Source organism: Pandoraea commovens (genome assembly GCF_024704525.1).
Classification (GTDB): Bacteria; Pseudomonadota; Gammaproteobacteria; order Burkholderiales; family Burkholderiaceae; genus Pandoraea; species Pandoraea commovens.
In genome coordinates, this window is sequence record NZ_CP102780.1 from 5,237,074 (window position 1) to 5,253,745 (window position 16,672).

The following is a 16,672-nucleotide window of genomic DNA, read 5'->3' on the forward strand; positions in this document are numbered from 1 at the left end:
CGGAAATGAAAAAAGGTCCGCAGTGCGGACCTTTTTTCTTGCGTGTGACCCGTCCTGAAATAGGTTGTCACTTTTTCGATGCATTGAAGGAGTGGCAAATGGAGCAAGGGTTTAAGCGGACGCAGCGGGACTACAGCCTGGCTTTTAAGCTATCGGTGGTGGAGCAAGTCGAAAAGGGCGAGCTGACCTACAGGGAGGCGCAGCGGCGATACGGAATTCAGGGTCGCTCGACAGTACTGGTATGGTTACGCAAGCACGGCTTGCAGGATTGGGCCGATCCATCCGGGCGTGCTCAATCGGGTTCCACCATGTCAAAACAAGATTCAAAGCCGCTCACGCCGGAGCAGCGCATCAAGGAGTTGGAGACGCAATTGCGAGAAGCGCAGGAAAAGGCTGCGCTATTCGAGGCGGTGCTCGACGTGATGCGCAAGGACTACGGAATCACCGTAAAAAAGCCTTCGGGCAGGTCGTTGCGCAAAAGCGGATCGAAAAGCTAAGCGTTGAGCGAGCCTGCCGATACATGGGTATCAGCCGCCAGGCATATTACAAGCGCATCCAAAGTGAGGTGCGTCGCTGCTCACAGGCCGAGGCCGTGACAGCGCTGGTGCGCGATGTCCGGTTGCGTCAGCCCCGAATCGGGACCCGAAAATTGCACTATCTACTCGGACCAACGCTGGTCGAGCGAGGCATCAAGCTGGGGCGGGACCGAATGTTCGAGATGCTGCGCCGCGCGCGTCTGCTCGTAGTGGCCCACCGGGCGTACCACAAGACAACGCAAAGTCATCATCGCTTCCGGCGCCATCCGAATCTGCTTAAGCCGGGGCCGCAGCAGGTCGTGCCAACTGGCCCTGAACAGGTATGGGTGGCCGACATCACGTACTTACCGACGGCCGGTTCGTTTGTCTATTTGAGTCTCATCACGGACGCGTTTTCACGCAAGATTGTCGGTCATCACGTTCACGATAGCCTGCAAACTGAACAGGTCAGTCAGGCGCTCCAAAAAGCGCTGCGCAAACGCCGAAGTCGCCAACCACTGATACATCATTCTGATCGGGGCATCCAATACTGCTCGACCTACTATCAGGAGATCCACCGACGCCACGGCTTGCGCTGCTCGATGACTGACGGCTATGACTGTTATCAGAACGCGCTGGCCGAACGGGTCAACGGCATCCTTAAAGACGAGTTCCTCTTGCAGCGTCCTGTTGATCTTGAGCAGGCTGCCAAGATGGTCGAGCAATCCGTGCACATCTACAACCACGAGCGGCCACATGCTGCCCTGAAATACAAAACGCCCGATGCGGTGCATCGGGCGTTTTAACCTGAAATAACTGTCAACCTATTTCAGGACTTGACAGTGTCGTCTACGGAAACCACGAAAAGCCTACTGATATTCGCGGACGTTTCGCGTCAGACGATACGTGAGCCTTAGGCAAACGAGTAGAAAACGCGGAAACTCACGCGACGCTCGCTCCAGAACTCGGCGGTATCGCGGAACACTTCCAGCAGAGTCTCGCGCCCATCTTTGTCGAACTTGGTGACGACCGGCAAGCCTTCCAGCACGACGACAAACCCGGGTTGCGGCCCGCAGTGGGCGACCAGATCGGTCAGACAGTCATGCAACGCGTCGTAGTTCTTTCCGAAATGCTTCGGGAACAGGAACGATGTGGCGATCGTCTCCAGCACTTCCGCCTTGCTTTGTGCATGCGAACAATTGGCATAGAGGAAGTGCTGTCCGAGGCGCTCGGCCTCTGCCGCCAGTTCCGGCACGCGGAATGCACGGATCGACTGCACGATGTTCGGCCTCACGGCCTGGAAAAGACTCATATCTCCCTCTTCCGATAGGCTACGGCGATGGCCGGCCCGCGCGACAGCATGCAGGCCCAGCACCTGCTTGAACAAGTTGCCCTCGCCCGCACCGAATGGATCTGCCATAAGATCTTTCCCGCGTTCTTGTGCGAAAACCGGCTCACTCATACTGCTGTCATTCCCTTATTCGTCTAAAGCTGTTGTAGTGGTCTTGGGTGTAGTAACACGGCTCGACCGCACGTTGGTTACCGCCACAGATGATGCGCCTGGCACCTCTATTGCGGGCACCGGGAGTCGGCACCGTATATTCATGGTAATAGCCACGCGGCATTTTGGGCAGGCGCTTTTCGTAGTTCCCGAACGTGATGCCATCTTTGGCATAGGGAAACGGCCCGCCCTGGGCAATCAGCGTCAGCGTGCGCTGCGCTTCGCGAGGTAACTCGGCAACGGAGACCGTTGCTGTTTGATCCGTGACGTATGGCGCGGTTTCGCGCGCCACAGCGTTAGCCCCCAGAAAGACACTTCCCGCCGCAGTCAGTGCCACGATGCTCCGGTGAAGCCAACGTGCCATTGTCATAGCTAGCTGTCGCCCGGCGCGGCTTTGCGCTACCGGCCCGTTCTGGTGGGTGAAGCCGTAAGATTATCGCTATTGGTCATCAGAATCAATGTCGGCTTACATTTTGCAACCAAACTACTCAACAAATTCACGAAAATACAGGGATTTTCACGACAGTAAGCACACACATTGAGATATACGATGCCAAAAAATGCATCACCCGGATAACAAAACGCCGCGCCCCGAGGGGCGCGGCGTTTCTTTCTTACGTCGGTTAACCGGGTCGAAACCGCAGCGAACCACCGGGCGCTGACGTCAAATATGTTGCCTCGGTCAGCGCCGCCGGCTTCGCCCGCTCAATCCGTTACGTAGGCTCAGTGCCCCTGTTGTTGCGCAGCCGCATCGGCCACGACCAGCGCCACCATATTGATAATGCGACGCACCGTCGCCGATTCGGTCAGGATGTGCACCGGTTTGGCCGCGCCCAGCAGAATCGGCCCGATCGCCACGTTGTTACCGGCAGCGGTCTTGAGGAGATTGTAGGCAATGTTGGCGGCGTCGATATTCGGCATCACCAGCAGGTTGGCCGCACCGGTCAGCGTCGAATCCGGCATGATGCGCGCGCGCAGCTCCGGGTCCAATGCGCAGTCACCGTGCATTTCGCCATCAACCTCCAGTTCTGGTGCACGCTCCTGCAGAATCGCCAGCGTTTCGCGCATCTTGCGTGCGCAATTCGCATCGCTCGTACCGAAGTTCGAATGCGACAGGAGCGCGACCTTCGGCTGGATACCGAAACGACGGATCTCGTCGGCCGCCATCAGCGTGATTTCAGCCAGTTGCTCCGCCGTCGGGTCCTGGTTGATGTGGGTATCGACCAGGAAGAGTTGACGATTCGGCAGCACCAGCGCGTTCATCGCGCCATAGACGTTGCCGCCTTCACGCTTACCGATGACACGGTCGATAAAGTGCAAGTGACGTCCCGGCGTCGAGACCGTGCCGCAGATCATGCCATCGGCTTCGCCCTTGCTCACCAGCATGGCCGCGATCAGCGTCGTGCGGCGACGCATTTCCACGCGCGCGTAGGACGCCGTGACGCCCTTGCGATTCGTCAGACGGTGATACGTCTCCCAGTAATCGCGATAGCGCTCATCGTGTTCCGGATTGACCACGGTGAAGTCGACGCCCGGCGTGAGGCGCAGACCGTACTGCTGAATGCGATGTTCGATCACGGCCGGACGACCCACGAGCACCGGCGTTGCGACGCGCTCATCCACGAGCACTTGCACGGCGCGCAGCACGCGCTCCTCTTCGCCCTCGGCAAAGGCAATTCGCTTCTTATCGGCCGGCACACTGCGCGCCACCGAGAACAGCGGCTTCATCAGACCGCCGCTGTGATACACAAATTGCTGAAGCGACTGCGAATAGGTGTCGATGTCCGCCAGCGGACGCGTTGCCACGCCGGCCGCCATCGCGGCTTGCGCCACTGCGGTGGCGACCTTCACCAACAGACGCGGATCGAAAGGCTTCGGAATCAGGTATTCCGGGCCGAACGACAGGTTCTTGATGCCGTACGCCGAAGCCACGATATCGCTCTGCTCCTGACGCGCCAGCTCGGCGAGCGCGTTCACGGCCGCAATTTCCATCGAGCGCGTGATCGTCGTCGCACCGACGTCGATGGCGCCACGGAAAATGAACGGGAAGCACAGCACGTTGTTGACCTGGTTCGGATAGTCCGTGCGGCCCGTCGCCATCACGCAATCCGGACGCACTTCCTTCGCCAGCTCCGGCGTGATTTCCGGATTCGGGTTAGCCAGCGCAAAGATCAGCGGCTTATCGGCCATCGTCTTCACCATTTCCGGCTTCAGCACACCGGCGGCCGACAGTCCGAGGAACACGTCGGCACCACCGATCACATCAGCCAGACCGCGGGCTTCCGTCTTCTGCGAGAAGCGGATCTTCTCGGGGTCCATCAGTTCGGTACGCCCTTCGTACACAACCCCGGCCAGATCCGTCACCCAGATGTTCTCGATAGGCAGCCCCATGTCCACGAGCAGATCCAGACAGGCGAGTGCCGCCGCACCTGCGCCCGACGTCACGACCTTGACCGACGCCAGGTTCTTGTTGACGACCTTCAACCCGTTGATAAGCGCCGCCGCCACCACGATGGCCGTGCCGTGCTGATCGTCGTGGAAGACCGGAATCTTCATGCGCTCACGCAGCTTGCGCTCCACGATGAAGCACTCCGGTGCCTTGATGTCTTCGAGGTTGATCGCGCCAAACGTCGGTTCGAGCGCCGCGATGATGTCGACCAGCTTCTCCGGGTCTTTCTCCGCGATTTCGATGTCGAACACGTCGATGTTGGCGAACTTCTTGAACAGCACGCCCTTGCCTTCCATCACCGGCTTCGACGCCAGCGGCCCGATATCGCCGAGGCCCAGCACGGCCGTACCGTTCGTTATCACGCCGACCAGATTGCCGCGCGCCGTGTAGCGCGAAGCGTTGAGCGGATCTACAACGATTTCCTCACACGCGGCTGCGACGCCCGGCGAGTACGCCAGCGCCAGATCGCGCTGGTTGAGCAACTGCTTGGTCGGCGCGATAGCGATTTTGCCGGGGGTGGGAAATTCGTGATACTCGAGCGCAGCTTCGCGCAGTTTCGGATCGATCGGCGTGGGCATAAGGGGAAGCTCTTGGCGAACAGGAGGGTCAAATTTTCAGTGCGAATTGTAGCCCTATTTATTCACGTCATTTATGCAAAAAACGGATAACGGCCACGCTCGCAATGAAGCAATTCCAGGCTGATAGTGGCGAATATTCTGTGCAAACTCAACGCTGCATTGCACCATTAGGTGCGTTTTCGGATAACGGATGAAAAACTATTAGGGTGTTGTCCGAGACCGGCATGAGAAGGCGTCTGAAAACGGGACCCAAGCCCGTTTGCTCACTTGGGAAAGCGGTCACGGCCTCTTAGAATAGGGGTTTGCGTCGTATCACTGCCTCGTTGCCCATGACTTCACATCCCGCCGCCTCGTCATCGTTGTCCGAGTTTTCTCTGATCGACCGCTTCTTTGCCGGAGCGACGCATCAGGGCGAGCATGTGACGCTCGGCATCGGCGACGACTGTGCTCTGCTGCGCCCGCCCGCGGGTGAACAACTGGCGATCTCGACTGACATGCTTGTGGAAGGTCGCCATTTTTTTGCGGACGTCGATCCCCGCGCGCTCGGCCACAAGACGCTCGCCGTGAACCTTTCGGATCTGGCCGCGATGGGCGCACGACCGCTGGGTTTCACGCTGGCGCTTGCGTTGCCCGACAGCGATCCGGCATGGCTCGGGCCGTTTGCACAAGGTCTCGCCGAACTGGCGGACCGTTACGCTTGCCCGCTCGTCGGCGGCGACACGACACGCGGCCCGCGCAATCTCTGCGTAACAGTCTTTGGCAGCGTGCCCGGCGCACAGGCGCTACGTCGGGACGCCGCGCAACCGGGGGACGACATCTGGGTCTCCGGCACGCTTGGCGATGCGCGCCTCGCGCTCGGGGCGCTGCGCGGCGAATGGTCCTTGCAGGACAGTGAACTCGCGCTCGCCCGCCGGGCGATGGATTGGCCGGAACCGCAAGTGAAGCTCGGGCTGGCATTGCGGGGCGTTGCGCGCTCCGCACTGGACATCTCGGACGGCCTGATCGGTGACCTCGGGCATATTCTCGAACGATCCTCGATGAGCGCAAGAATCGATGTCGATGCGCTCCCACGCTCGGACTTGCTCGGCACGCAGTCCTCTGACATTCAGCGGCTGTGCACGCTCGCAGGAGGAGACGACTACCAGCTTTGTTTCTGCGCCGATGCCACACAACGTGGGCGAATCGAGACGATCGGCGACGAACTCGGGATACGCGTCACTCGTATCGGTACAATAGCGATTCCCGACGCGCGCCGAACGATACTGCATCTCCATGACAATACAGGCGCGAGCGTCGCTGCCGATTTCAAAAGTTTCGACCATTTCCAATGAGCACTGATCAAACGGCCGCCGTCAATTCGGGCAGCGGCCCGCGCCGGCCGAACTCGCGTTTCCTGCTGTCGCACCCCGCACATTTGTTTTCGCTCGGCTTCGGCACGGGCTTGTCGTCGTTCGCACCGGGCACGGTAGGAACGCTTTTCGGCTGGGCCTCATATCTGGTGCTGAACCTGTATCTGACGGTGACGGGCTGGGCGGTGCTGATCGCCGCCTCCATCATCGGCGGCATCTGGATTTGCAGCTTTACCGCACGCAAGCTTGGCGTGCAGGACCCGAGCGCCGTCGTGTGGGATGAGATCGTCGCGTTCTGGATTGTGTTGCTGCTCATCACGCCCGCGAGCTTCGTCGGTCAACTGGTCGCGTTCGTGCTGTTCCGCTTCTTCGATGCAGTCAAGCCGCCGCCGATCAGCTACTTCGACCGGACCGTCAAGGGCGGTCTCGGCATCATGCTGGACGATCTGGTCGCCGCATTCTGCACGTTGCTCGTCATTGCGCTCTGGCGCTCGATCTGAATTTTTGAAGGCGTCACCCCGTGGTTTCCGAACAAAATCTTTTGGCCCAATTGTCGGTGAAAGTCGGCAACCGTCTGCGCGATGAGCGCCTGATGCTGGCAACGGCCGAATCGTGCACCGGCGGTCTCGTCGCTGCGGCCATCACCGATATTTCCGGGAGCAGCAACTGGTTCGAGCGTGGCTTCGTGACGTACTCGAATCAGGCCAAGTCCGAGATGATCGGCGTGCCGCCCGAGTTGATCGACAAGCATGGTGCGGTGAGTGAGCCCGTCGCCCGTGCCATGGCGGAAGGCGCGCTGCTCAACAGTCGCGCCCAAATTTCGCTGTCGATCACAGGCGTCGCCGGCCCCGGCGGCGGAACGGCCGACAAGCCGGTGGGGATGGTCTGCTTCGGCTGGAGCAATCGTGTCACCACCATCGTCGAGACAAAGCACTTCAAGGGTGACCGCACGCAGGTGCGCAGTCAGGCGGCGCAATACGCGCTGCGCGGCGTGATCGAGTTGCTCGACAAGGGCGAAGCGTAATTCAACGCAGCCAATAAAAAACAGCGCCCGCGAATTCGCGAGGCGCTGTTTTTGTTGGTGCGCGAAGATCGATGCGTCAGACACCGATCTCGCCTTGTTTCGCGACGGTTCAGCGATACGCGTTGATGCTGTCGCGCGTCTTCTGTGCGGCGGCAGCGGCAGCGGCGGCGAAGTCCTCGTCGCGGCCCGCGTAAATGATGGCACGCGACGAATTGATCATCATGCCTGCGCCATTGGCGGTACGGCCCGCGGTCACCGTCGCTTCGACGTCGCCGCCTTGCGCACCAACGCCCGGAATCAGCAGCGGCATGTCGCCGACGATGCTACGCACAGTGGCGATCTCCGCCGGGAACGTGGCGCCAACGACCAGGCCAATCTGACCGCTCGTGTTCCACGGCCCTGCCGCCAGTCGTGCCACCGTCTGATACAGCGGCTTACCGTCGACATCCAGGAATTGCAGATCGCTGCCGCCGGGGTTCGACGTCCGGCACAGGACGATCACGCCCTTGTCGGGATGCGCAAGATACGGCTCCAGAGAATCGAAGCCCATGTACGGGTTCACCGTGACGGCGTCCGCGCGATAACGCTCGAACGCTTCGCGCGCGTATTGCTCGGCGGTGCTGCCGATATCGCCGCGCTTGGCGTCGAGAATCACCGGCAGGCCCGGATGATCGGCGTGGATGTGCGCGATCAGTTGTTCGAGCTGATCTTCGGCGCGATGCGCAGCGAAATAAGCGATCTGTGGCTTGAAGGCGCTGGCATAGGGGGCGGTCGCGTCCACGATCTGACGGCAGAACTCGAAAATCGCGTCCGGTTTGCCTTGCAGATGCGCAGGGAAACGCGACGGTTCGGGGTCAAGGCCGACACACAGCAGGGAGTTGTTGCGCGTCCAGGCGGCGTTGAGAGCTTCGGTGAATGTCATGACGGGTTCCGGCGGGGTTCCGGCGGTGGTAATCCGACGGAGAGTGATTCGAGTCTGGTTCGATCCAGCAAGGCCGCCATTTTACCTGCTCGGCGGCGTGTCCCTTGCGGACCTTCCGAAAACCAGCGTTGCACCGGCCTTCGCAGAACGTCACGCGAGCATCAATCCAGCCAGCCGCGATAGCGGAAATACAGGAACGGCGCGATGGCTGACACGATCATCAGACCCAGTGCGAACGGGTAGCCGACATCCCATCGTAACTCCGGCATCATTTGGAAGTTCATGCCGTAAATACTGGCGATCAGCGTCGGCGGCAGGAAAGCAACGGCGGCCACCGAAAAGATCTTGATGATCTTGTTCTGGTTGATGTTGATGAAGCCGATGGTGGCGTCCATCAGGAAGTTGATCTTGTCGAACAGGTAAGCGGTGTGATTATCGAGCGACTCGATATCGCGCATGATCTGCTTGCCTTCCTGATATTGCTCGTCCTTCAGCATGCGGGCGCGCATGAGGAACGACACCGCCCGTCGCGTATCCATGACGTTGCGGCGAATGCGCCCGTTCAAGTCTTCCTGCGCGGCAACGCTCTCGAGTGCCTTGGCGGCGTCCGCATCGGTGAGGTTCTTGCCTAGCACCCGCTTGCTGACCTCTTCGAGTGCGGCGTATACCCCTTCGAGCGAATCGGCCGAATATTCGGCGTCGGTCGAGTAAAGGTCGAGCAGCACATCCATGGCATCGCGCACAGAACCGGGACGAATGCGCGCACGCATGCGCACCAGTCGAAATACCGGCAGATCTTCGTCGTGAACGGAAATCAGCAGATCCTTGACCACCACGAATGCAACAGGCACGTTGCGCGACTGCTCTTCGTCGTCGAGCAGAAAATCGGTGCGGATGTGCAAGACGCCGTCATCGTCTTCGTAATATCGCGCCGAAGCCTCGATATCCGTTACTTCGTCACGCGAGGGCAGCTTGACCTTGTAGGCCTCTTCGACCCAGCGGCGTTCCTCTTCGGACTCGCTGTGGAGGTCGACCCAGACCGGCGAAACGCTGGCCAGATCGCTGGGATGGTCACAAGTCACCTGTTGCAGGCGGCCATGATGGATGACGAAGGCATTGATCAAACGGGGTTCTCCCTGCTACAAGGCGACGCCAGTGTAGCAGCCGCGCCACAGTCACGCCAATGGCGGCACACCGGTCGCCACAACACGCTCTGCGCCCCCTGTCGGCCAGCACCGGAATCGTTCGTAGGAATATTCTTAAAGTCCGCGAATTCACACGATTCGACGACGTTCACTGGCAAGCTCGGCGAACCAATCCACGCACTTTGCGTCAACTTTGATATCGACGCATTTGTCGGCACGCATTCATTGGCGTCCATCTCGGCGCTTTCATCGACGCTTTCATCGACGTTTTTTGCTGTTTCTCGCGGAAACGTCACCGGACAGGGAGAAATCAACCATGGCGGAAGTTACTACCCCGCTCACGTCTTTCGACGCCGTGACAGGTTTTCTGGCGGCCAACGCCGTGCACTACGGCCTGTCGTTCCTGCAAGCTGTGCTGATTCTGCTGGTCGGCTTCTGGGTCGCGAAGCGCTTGTCCCGCTTCGTTCACAAGACGCTCAGCCGCTCGCCGCATTTCGACGCCACACTCAAACCGCTGATCGAGTCGGTGGTGCTGTGGTCCGTGCGCATCATCACGATCATCGCGGTACTGGCACAGTTCGGCGTGCAGACGGCGAGCATCATTGCCGTCCTCGGCGCGGCGGGTTTGGCCATCGGTCTGGCACTGCAAGGCACGTTGCAGAACATTGCTGCGGGCACGATGCTGCTGGTGCTGCGTCCGTTCCGCAATGGTGACTATGTGACGGCCGGGTCCACCGTGGCGGGCACCGTCGAAGAGATCGGTCTGTTCACGACGACACTCACGAATGCCGATGGCATTTACGTCTGCGTGCCGAACAACCAGATCTGGGGACAGCCGATCACGAACTACAGCCGCAACGCGACCCGTCGAATGGAAATCACGGTGGGCATTGCGCTGGACGACGACCTCGACGCCGCGATGAGCGCGTTGCGCCAACACGTGTCGGACGATCAGCGTGTGCTCGACAAGCCCGCCCCCGAAATCATGGTCAAGCAGGTCAGCGACAGCGCCGTGATCGTGAACGTGCGGGTCTGGTCGTTGCTGGGCAACTACTGGGGTCTGTATTGGGATCTGCAACGTAACGTGAAGGAGACGGTCGAGGGCGTCGGTTGCTCACTGCCTTATCCGACGCGCACCGTCATGCAGGTGCCCACGCAAACCATCCCGGACGCGGCACAGCCGCGACATTGATCGCATCCGACCGATCGCGATGGGGCGGCCACCGCTGGACATCAGTAGCAATCGGTAGCAATTGCTACTGCGGCAACTCCGCCGCCCCCATCCGACGCGCAATCACCCCGGCGCGTTGCGAGAGATACGGGGAATTGCGATGCGTATCGAAGTAGCGCGGACGCGGCAACATGACCGCGAGCCGTGCAGCCTGCCACGGCGAGAGCTTCGACGCCGGAATCCCGTAGTAGTATCGCGCCGCAGCCTCCGCGCCGAACACGCCCTCGCCCCACTCCACCGAATTCAGATAAATCTCGAAGATGCGCTGCTTGTCCATCCAGAACTCAAGCATCCAGGTGATGGTAAATTCCTCGGCCTTGCGCAGGTAACTCTTCTCGCTCGACAGAAACAGATTCTTCGCCAGTTGCTGCGAGATGGTCGAGCCGCCTGCCACGATGCGTCCCTTCTTCTGATTCTTCTCCCACGCACCGAGCATCGCGTCGATTTCGTAACCGTCGTGATTGACGAAGTTGGCGTCTTCGCTAGCGATGATCGCGCGCTTCAGATTGCGCGAAATCTGGTCGTACGACACCCATTCGTGTCGCAGTGTCGCTTTCGGATCCGTCTCATGAAGCCGCGCTTCGGCGGCACGCATGAATGCCGTCGATTGCGGATTGAAGCGCACCCACCAGCCGATTTGCAGGAAGTAGTACAGCTGCGTCGCCAGCACGCCCACGATCAGCAGCGTGATGAAGTAGCCCGCCCATTGCCACGGCCCCCAGGCGCGTTTGCGACGGGTGCCGTTAGCGCGGGAAGTCCGGGATGTATGTCGCTGGGCAACCATCGGCACGATCAGCTTTTGGCGTTGAGCCGCGCACGCAGCGCTGCGCGCACAACGTCGGTCGACGGTCGCACACCGCGCCACACGGCAAACGCTTCGGCCGCCTGCTCGACGAGCATGCCCAGCCCGTCCGACGCCTTCGCCGCGCCGGAGGCCAACGCGTGCGTCATGAAGACCGTCGGCTGCGCCCCGTACATCATGTCGTACGCGAGCGAACCCGTGGCATAGGCACCCGCAGGCAACGGCGGGACTTCGCCCTGGAGGCTGCCGGCCGTGGCGTTGATGACGACGTCGAATCCGGCGGGAACGGCATCCCAGCCACCGCCGCCCAACGTCACGTTGTGACGTGCGGCCGCATCGGCAAACCGGGCGACCAGTTCATCGGCACGCGTCGCCGTGCGATTCGCGACGAAGAGCGCCGCCGGTTTCGCCTCGATCAGCGGCAGCATCGCGCCACGCGACGCGCCACCTGCACCCAGCAGCAGCACGCGGCGCCCGGCGAGCGTCACACCGAGCGGGCCTTCGATGTCGCGCACCAGACCGACGCCATCCGTGTTGTCGCCGGTGATGCCTTGCGCGTCGAATACCAGTGTGTTGACGGCCCCCGCCGCTTGCGCGCGTTCGGTGAGCCGATCCGCCAATGCATGGGCTTCCAGTTTGAACGGAACGGTGACGTTGGCCCCGCGCGCACCTTGTTCGATGAACGTGCGTACCGTGGCGGCAAACGCGTCGAGCGGTGCAAGCAGACGCTCGTAGACGAGTCGTTGCCCCGTCTCACGCGCAAACTCGGCGTGAATGAAAGGCGACTGGCTATGTTCGACAGGATGACCGATCACGGCGTAGCGATCGGTGGGCAAATCCCCGGCAGGCGTTTGGTTTGTCATCGTTTTCAAAGACGCGGCGCCTGGCTTTCGCTCAGGCGCCGCTGATATTCATGCAGCAGGTCATCGGCCGATACGGCGTCAGGCCGTCACCAGAGAATCCATAGCAGGATGCCTCCGAACAACGCCCATTTCACCGCATAGTACACGCTACGGTTCCACGCCTTCAGACGTTTGCCGACGATGCGAATCGAGTAAATATACTTGAACACCTTGTTCAAGCCACCGGTACGGTCGCCCGCGTCGTTCGGCGACGCTGCTGCGCCCACCAGATGACGGCCGAACCAACGGTTGATGGCCTGCGTCCAGCGGTACTTCATCGGACGCTCGACATCGCAAAACAGAATGATGCGATTCTGGCCGCTCTGGTTCTCGGCGTAGTGAATATACGTCTCATCGAACATCACGCCTTCACCATCGCGCCAACTATAACGTTGACCGTCGACATCGATGTAACAACGGTCGTCGTTCGGCGTGACCAGCCCGAGGTGATAGCGCAGCGAACCGGCGTACGGATCGCGGTGACGCACCAATCGGCTGCCATGCGGCAATTCTGCAAACATCGCCGCCTTGATCGTCGGAATCTTGCGCACGAGGTCGGTTGTGACCGGACACAGCGCTTTGGCGGACGGATGCGATTCGTCATACCACTTCAGATAGAACCGCTTCCAACCGCTTTTGAAGAACGAATTGAAGCCGACATCGTTGTACTTGTCGGACGCTTTGATACGGCTCGCGTCGAGTAACGACATCGCTTCGGCACGAATCGCTTCCCAGTTCTGACGCAATGGCTCCAGTTCAGGGAAATTGTCGGACTTCAGATAAGGCGTCGTAGGTACACGCGAAAAGGTGTACATAAAGACGTTCAGCGGTGACAGGAACGTCGAATGGTCGGACAGTTGGCGGAAAAATTTATGGCGAACCTTACCGCGGAAATGCACATACACAGCACAAGCAGCAATGATCGCCAGAACAATCCATTTCATGGCGGACTTTTCGAGATCGGGAAAACCCGGCGATTATAGAAATTTTTGGAAAGTTTCACCGACCACGATCCCAACGGGATAGCGGTCCGCTGCGGCCACACCGACGTGCTATTGCGGGTTGCCCTGCGCCGGTGCAGTGAGCGTTTGCGCCTGCACGCCCTGACGGGTAAATGTCATTCGCGTGACGATCTCGAGGATGTCATAACGTTGCTTCATCTCGGACGAGAAGTCGCCAAACGGCGCGCTGGCCTGCACGATCGCGACTGCGCGTCGATCCAGATCCCGATTGCCGGAACTGCGAGTCACCTCCACGCCGACGACGTTCCAACCGTCCTTGTGGTACCCCAGCCCGCCCCGTTGATTCACATTGAGCGTGACGATCAGCTCACCGTACAACCGGTCGTTGCCGATTTGCGGAAAGTGCTCAGTTCCGTAGCGCTCGATACGATGACGCAAACCATCGAAGTATCTGGCATACGCGACTTCGCGCGTGTTCGCCGTCACCTGACCGCGCTTGGGGCGTGTCTGATAGGCGCGCAGTTGCTTGTCGATTTCCGCCTGCAAGCGTGCGATCTGCTGGTCGACCGTCTGGTCGTCGAGTCCATGACCGCGCTGCGGCGTGTCCGCGCGATTGCGCTGCGCTTCAGGCGTGGTCGCGTACTGACTGCGTAGCTGCGAAAGCAGCTTCTCCTGCATCGCTTCAAGGTCACTCACATTGCGCTGGACCTGTGCGACGGGGGCACCATCGCGCTCGACGGCCTGCGACGGCAGTGGCGACGTGGCGCGCTCGCCGTCATGCTCCCCGCCACCGACAAGATTGGCCTGCGCGAGCGCCGTCGCTTTGTCCGGTGCGTTGGCCGACTTCGCGTTGACGAGGACGACTTCGAGGGGCGTATCTGCGCTGTGCAACCGGAAACTGTCGGGCGCAACGAAATGGACGGCCAGCGCGAGCAAATGCACCACCGCCGAAAAAATCAGGCCGGTGGCGAGCGGGTGCTCGCGCATCAGCGACCAGCCGCGACGTCGCGCCGCGGCCAGATCGCCGGAGGGTAAAGCCGGTTTCAGCACGCGGGGCTGGCCGAAGCGTCGTGCGCCCCTGCTGCCATGAGCGCAGCGGCCATCGGCGACCCGGCGTCGGACGCCGCGACCGAGTCATCGCCCCGGGCGGACACGGTGTCGCCATCGTCAGCGGCACCTTCGGCAGCCCCCGCCGCACCGAGATCGCCGTCAGACGACTCAGACGATTCGGACGAGTCGGAGCCTTCACCACCATCGGCACCGTCAGCACCACCGCTCTCGCCACCCTCGCCACCCTCTCCACCGTCACCGGCACCGCCGTCACCTTCGTCGTCATCATCCGCGAGTTCGGTCTGGCTCGCGCCGAGCACCTGCGAGATGCGCACCGAAATACTGAGTGTGACGACGTCGAACGACAGCACGTCGAGCATGATCTGCGTGCCACGCGCATGCAATCCGAGTCCCGGCACGATGAGCGTGAGGGGGATGTCGTTCAGACGAACGGTATCGCCCTTGAGCACACTCGCCTGCACCTGCGACTTGTTCTCCTGAATCAGCCAGCGCATGCACCAGTAGCGCTCCATGCGGCTCTGATGTTCGCCATAGGCCGCGTACGCCGCCTCGAAGCTCGACACCGTTGCATAGAGATCGGCATCTTTCGGCTTGAACGGCGCGGCCAGTTTGGCCGTCACGCCGTGGCGCACGCAGGCGATCAGTTGCCACTGGTTCACAAGGTCGACATAGCGACGCAGCGGCGACGTGCTCCACGCGTACTGCTCGACACCCAGCCCTTCGTGCGGGGCGGGCGACGTCTGCATACGCGTACGGTTCACGCCGTATGCACGTTGTGCGCGGTAGATGCCCGGCACGCCGCATTCGGCCAGAAGGCGCCCCCAGCGGCTGTTCGCGAGAATCGCCATTTCGGCGACGATCAGATCGAGCGGCGCGCCACGCAGACGCTGCTTGATCGTGACGTGCTCGCCGTCGACGTAAAAATTGAAGTCGGTCTTGTTCTGCACTTCCGGACGCAGACCGTAGCCCACACGCGCAGCCTGACGCTTGTCGTACAGCGATTGCGCAAACGGCCACAGCAGACGCAGCTCTTCCTTGTGCGGATAGTCGCCGCTGCCATCGGCCAGCGTTTCTGCCGTGATGATGGCGTCGAGTTCGTTGTGGCGCAGGTTGGCGGAAATCGGCACGAGTTCTGCGCGCGTCTCGGTCGTCACGATCTCATACGTGTCGGCCTTGACCACGACATACAGCGACAGGGCCGGACGCGCGCCCCCTTCGGCGAGCGTATAAGTCTCGACCACCGAATCGGGCAGCATCGTGATCTTCTCGCCGGGCGAATAGACCGTCGACAGACGCACGCGGGCGATCTCGTCGATGGCGTCGCCGCGCGTGATGCCCAGCGCTGGTGCCGCAATGTGGATACCCACGCGCAGCAGACCGTCCGGCAGCAATTGCACCGAAAGAGCGTCGTCGATTTCGGTCGTCGTCGAATCGTCGATCGAGAACGCTTGCACGTCGGCCAACGGCAGATCGTCGGACGGCAGCGGCGTCGGCCCCACATCGGGGAAGCCGGTACCGCGCGGGAAATGTTCGTAGAGGAACGCGGCCTCGTGATAGGCGCGCGGCGACGCAATGCCACCACACGCCAGCATGACCTCGGCGTGGGTCTTGCCCAACGCAATGGCAGCCGCATCGAGCGCCTTCCATTCAAGCGCGTTCTTGTCGGGACGGAACAGCAGTTGCAGCTCCTTGCCCTTAAGCGCGTCCGGCAGCGAGCCGGCGATCATCTGATCGGCGTACGACTGCTGCAACTCCGCTTGCTGTTGCTTGCGCGCCAGTCCGGCCAGTGCGGCCTCAAGCTGTTCCTGCGCGGCGCGCTGATACTGACCGCGGCCTTTGCGACGGAAATAGATCGGCGACGCCTGCAAGGCCAACGCCAGCCCGGCCTGCTGCGCGACGCTCGCACCCTCCCCGAAGTACTCGGCTGCGAGCACGGGAAACGCGAATTCGTCAGCCGGCGCGCACTCCCACAGGAAACTCATATCGATATCCTGTGCGGCAGCCTGGGCCTGCGCGATCAACTCGGCGGGCGTGGGCGACTCGAAACGTAGCAGAACGTCGCGTCCCTTGATCTTGCTGCGACGCCCGCCAGGCAACTCCACCTGATACGACTCGCCCTGCTGCGACAACACCGTGCCAGCCTTGAAGCCGCCGGATTCCTCAAAAAAAATGTTCATGAAACAGCCATCGATCGCAATAGGCGATATTGTAGCCCGCCAAA

Annotated in this window: 15 protein-coding genes; 5 read left to right on the top strand and 10 right to left on the bottom strand. The window is 61.0% G+C overall.

Features of this window, described 5'->3' with window-relative positions; all coding sequences use genetic code 11:
- Window positions 1-98: 98 nt before the first annotated feature.
- A protein-coding gene (locus tag NTU39_RS23580; RefSeq protein WP_257958446.1) for an IS3 family transposase occupies window positions 99-1,321 on the top strand; the annotation gives its coding sequence in 2 pieces (ribosomal slippage) (window positions 99-464 and window positions 467-1,321; 1,221 coding nt in all).
- 107 nt (window positions 1,322-1,428) lie between these two features.
- Here the strand turns inward: NTU39_RS23580 and NTU39_RS23585 are convergent.
- From NTU39_RS23585 to NTU39_RS23595, 3 genes are all read right to left on the bottom strand, one after another.
- On the bottom strand, window positions 1,429-1,977 hold the full coding sequence (locus NTU39_RS23585; RefSeq protein ID WP_039393221.1) for a barstar family protein: 549 nt from the start codon (window positions 1,975-1,977) through the stop codon (window positions 1,429-1,431).
- Between the two features lie 7 nt (window positions 1,978-1,984).
- Window positions 1,985-2,380 carry a guanyl-specific ribonuclease gene (locus NTU39_RS23590; protein WP_150662207.1) on the bottom strand — a complete coding sequence of 132 codons (396 nt, stop codon included), beginning with the start codon at window positions 2,378-2,380 and terminating at the stop codon, window positions 1,985-1,987.
- A 359-nt stretch (window positions 2,381-2,739) separates the two neighbouring features.
- The gene (locus NTU39_RS23595; RefSeq protein WP_308340627.1) at window positions 2,740-5,043 is read right to left on the bottom strand and encodes an NADP-dependent malic enzyme; all 2,304 of its coding nucleotides are present in this window, start codon (window positions 5,041-5,043) and stop codon (window positions 2,740-2,742) included.
- A gap of 329 nt (window positions 5,044-5,372) precedes the next feature.
- On the opposite strand from NTU39_RS23595, the gene thiL reads away from it, so the two are divergent.
- Genes thiL through NTU39_RS23610 form a run of 3 tightly spaced genes read left to right on the top strand, consistent with a single transcriptional unit; the run spans window position 5,373 to window position 7,416 of the window.
- Window positions 5,373-6,374, top strand: a complete 1,002-nt coding sequence (gene thiL, locus NTU39_RS23600) for a thiamine-phosphate kinase (protein WP_150666555.1) — start codon at window positions 5,373-5,375, stop codon at window positions 6,372-6,374.
- The gene (locus NTU39_RS23605; RefSeq protein ID WP_150666556.1) at window positions 6,371-6,892 is read left to right on the top strand and encodes a phosphatidylglycerophosphatase A family protein; all 522 of its coding nucleotides are present in this window, start codon (window positions 6,371-6,373) and stop codon (window positions 6,890-6,892) included. Before thiL ends, NTU39_RS23605 begins: the two co-directional genes overlap by 4 nt.
- A gap of 20 nt (window positions 6,893-6,912) precedes the next feature.
- On the top strand, window positions 6,913-7,416 hold the full coding sequence (locus NTU39_RS23610; RefSeq protein ID WP_257958709.1) for a CinA family protein: 504 nt from the start codon (window positions 6,913-6,915) through the stop codon (window positions 7,414-7,416).
- A gap of 109 nt (window positions 7,417-7,525) precedes the next feature.
- On the opposite strand, the gene pyrF is transcribed toward NTU39_RS23610, so the two are convergent.
- Window positions 7,526-8,338, bottom strand: coding sequence for an orotidine-5'-phosphate decarboxylase (pyrF, locus tag NTU39_RS23615; protein ID WP_150666558.1), 813 nt, complete (start codon window positions 8,336-8,338; stop codon window positions 7,526-7,528).
- Window positions 8,339-8,499: 161 nt separating this feature from the next.
- Complete coding sequence (gene corA / locus NTU39_RS23620) at window positions 8,500-9,462, bottom strand: magnesium/cobalt transporter CorA (RefSeq protein WP_150666559.1); 963 nt, start codon at window positions 9,460-9,462, stop codon at window positions 8,500-8,502.
- A 337-nt stretch (window positions 9,463-9,799) separates the two neighbouring features.
- On the opposite strand from corA, the gene NTU39_RS23625 reads away from it, so the two are divergent.
- Window positions 9,800-10,675: a mechanosensitive ion channel family protein gene (locus NTU39_RS23625; protein WP_150666560.1), complete on the top strand. Its 876-nt coding sequence runs from the start codon at window positions 9,800-9,802 to the stop codon at window positions 10,673-10,675.
- A gap of 64 nt (window positions 10,676-10,739) precedes the next feature.
- Here NTU39_RS23625 and mtgA read toward each other — a convergent pair whose 3' ends face one another.
- The 5 genes from mtgA to NTU39_RS23650 all read right to left on the bottom strand — a co-directional run bounded on the left by mtgA (window position 10,740) and on the right by NTU39_RS23650 (window position 16,628).
- Window positions 10,740-11,498, bottom strand: coding sequence for a monofunctional biosynthetic peptidoglycan transglycosylase (mtgA, locus tag NTU39_RS23630; RefSeq protein WP_150666561.1), 759 nt, complete (start codon window positions 11,496-11,498; stop codon window positions 10,740-10,742).
- Window positions 11,499-11,506: 8 nt separating this feature from the next.
- Window positions 11,507-12,379 carry a shikimate dehydrogenase gene (gene aroE, locus NTU39_RS23635; protein WP_257958711.1) on the bottom strand — a complete coding sequence of 291 codons (873 nt, stop codon included), beginning with the start codon at window positions 12,377-12,379 and terminating at the stop codon, window positions 11,507-11,509.
- 86 nt (window positions 12,380-12,465) lie between these two features.
- A complete protein-coding gene (gene lpxO, locus NTU39_RS23640; RefSeq protein ID WP_150666563.1) occupies window positions 12,466-13,362 on the bottom strand; it encodes a lipid A hydroxylase LpxO in 897 nt (298 codons plus the stop codon).
- Between the two features lie 108 nt (window positions 13,363-13,470).
- Window positions 13,471-14,430 carry an energy transducer TonB gene (locus tag NTU39_RS23645; protein ID WP_233327454.1) on the bottom strand — a complete coding sequence of 320 codons (960 nt, stop codon included), beginning with the start codon at window positions 14,428-14,430 and terminating at the stop codon, window positions 13,471-13,473.
- A complete protein-coding gene (locus NTU39_RS23650) occupies window positions 14,424-16,628 on the bottom strand; it encodes a ribonuclease catalytic domain-containing protein (protein ID WP_257958713.1) in 2,205 nt (734 codons plus the stop codon). The genes NTU39_RS23645 and NTU39_RS23650 overlap by 7 nt, the downstream gene beginning before the upstream one ends.
- Between the last annotated feature and the right edge of the window lie 44 nt (window positions 16,629-16,672).

Excerpts from the sequence above, each read along its gene's own strand:
- NTU39_RS23650 (WP_257958713.1), bottom strand. The coding sequence starts at position 16,628 with ATGAACATTTTTTTTGAGGAATCCGGCGGCTTCAAGGCTGGCACGGTG.
- aroE (WP_257958711.1), bottom strand. The coding sequence starts at position 12,379 with ATGACAAACCAAACGCCTGCCGGGGATTTGCCCACCGATCGCTACGCC.
- NTU39_RS23590 (WP_150662207.1), bottom strand. The coding sequence starts at position 2,380 with ATGGCACGTTGGCTTCACCGGAGCATCGTGGCACTGACTGCGGCGGGA.
- thiL (WP_150666555.1), top strand. The coding sequence starts at position 5,373 with ATGACTTCACATCCCGCCGCCTCGTCATCGTTGTCCGAGTTTTCTCTG.
- lpxO (WP_150666563.1), bottom strand. The coding sequence starts at position 13,362 with ATGAAATGGATTGTTCTGGCGATCATTGCTGCTTGTGCTGTGTATGTG.
- mtgA (WP_150666561.1), bottom strand. The coding sequence starts at position 11,498 with ATGGTTGCCCAGCGACATACATCCCGGACTTCCCGCGCTAACGGCACC.
- pyrF (WP_150666558.1), bottom strand. The coding sequence starts at position 8,338 with ATGACATTCACCGAAGCTCTCAACGCCGCCTGGACGCGCAACAACTCC.
- NTU39_RS23585 (WP_039393221.1), bottom strand. The coding sequence starts at position 1,977 with ATGAGTGAGCCGGTTTTCGCACAAGAACGCGGGAAAGATCTTATGGCA.
- NTU39_RS23625 (WP_150666560.1), top strand. The coding sequence starts at position 9,800 with ATGGCGGAAGTTACTACCCCGCTCACGTCTTTCGACGCCGTGACAGGT.
- NTU39_RS23605 (WP_150666556.1), top strand. The coding sequence starts at position 6,371 with ATGAGCACTGATCAAACGGCCGCCGTCAATTCGGGCAGCGGCCCGCGC.
- NTU39_RS23595 (WP_308340627.1), bottom strand. The coding sequence starts at position 5,043 with ATGCCCACGCCGATCGATCCGAAACTGCGCGAAGCTGCGCTCGAGTAT.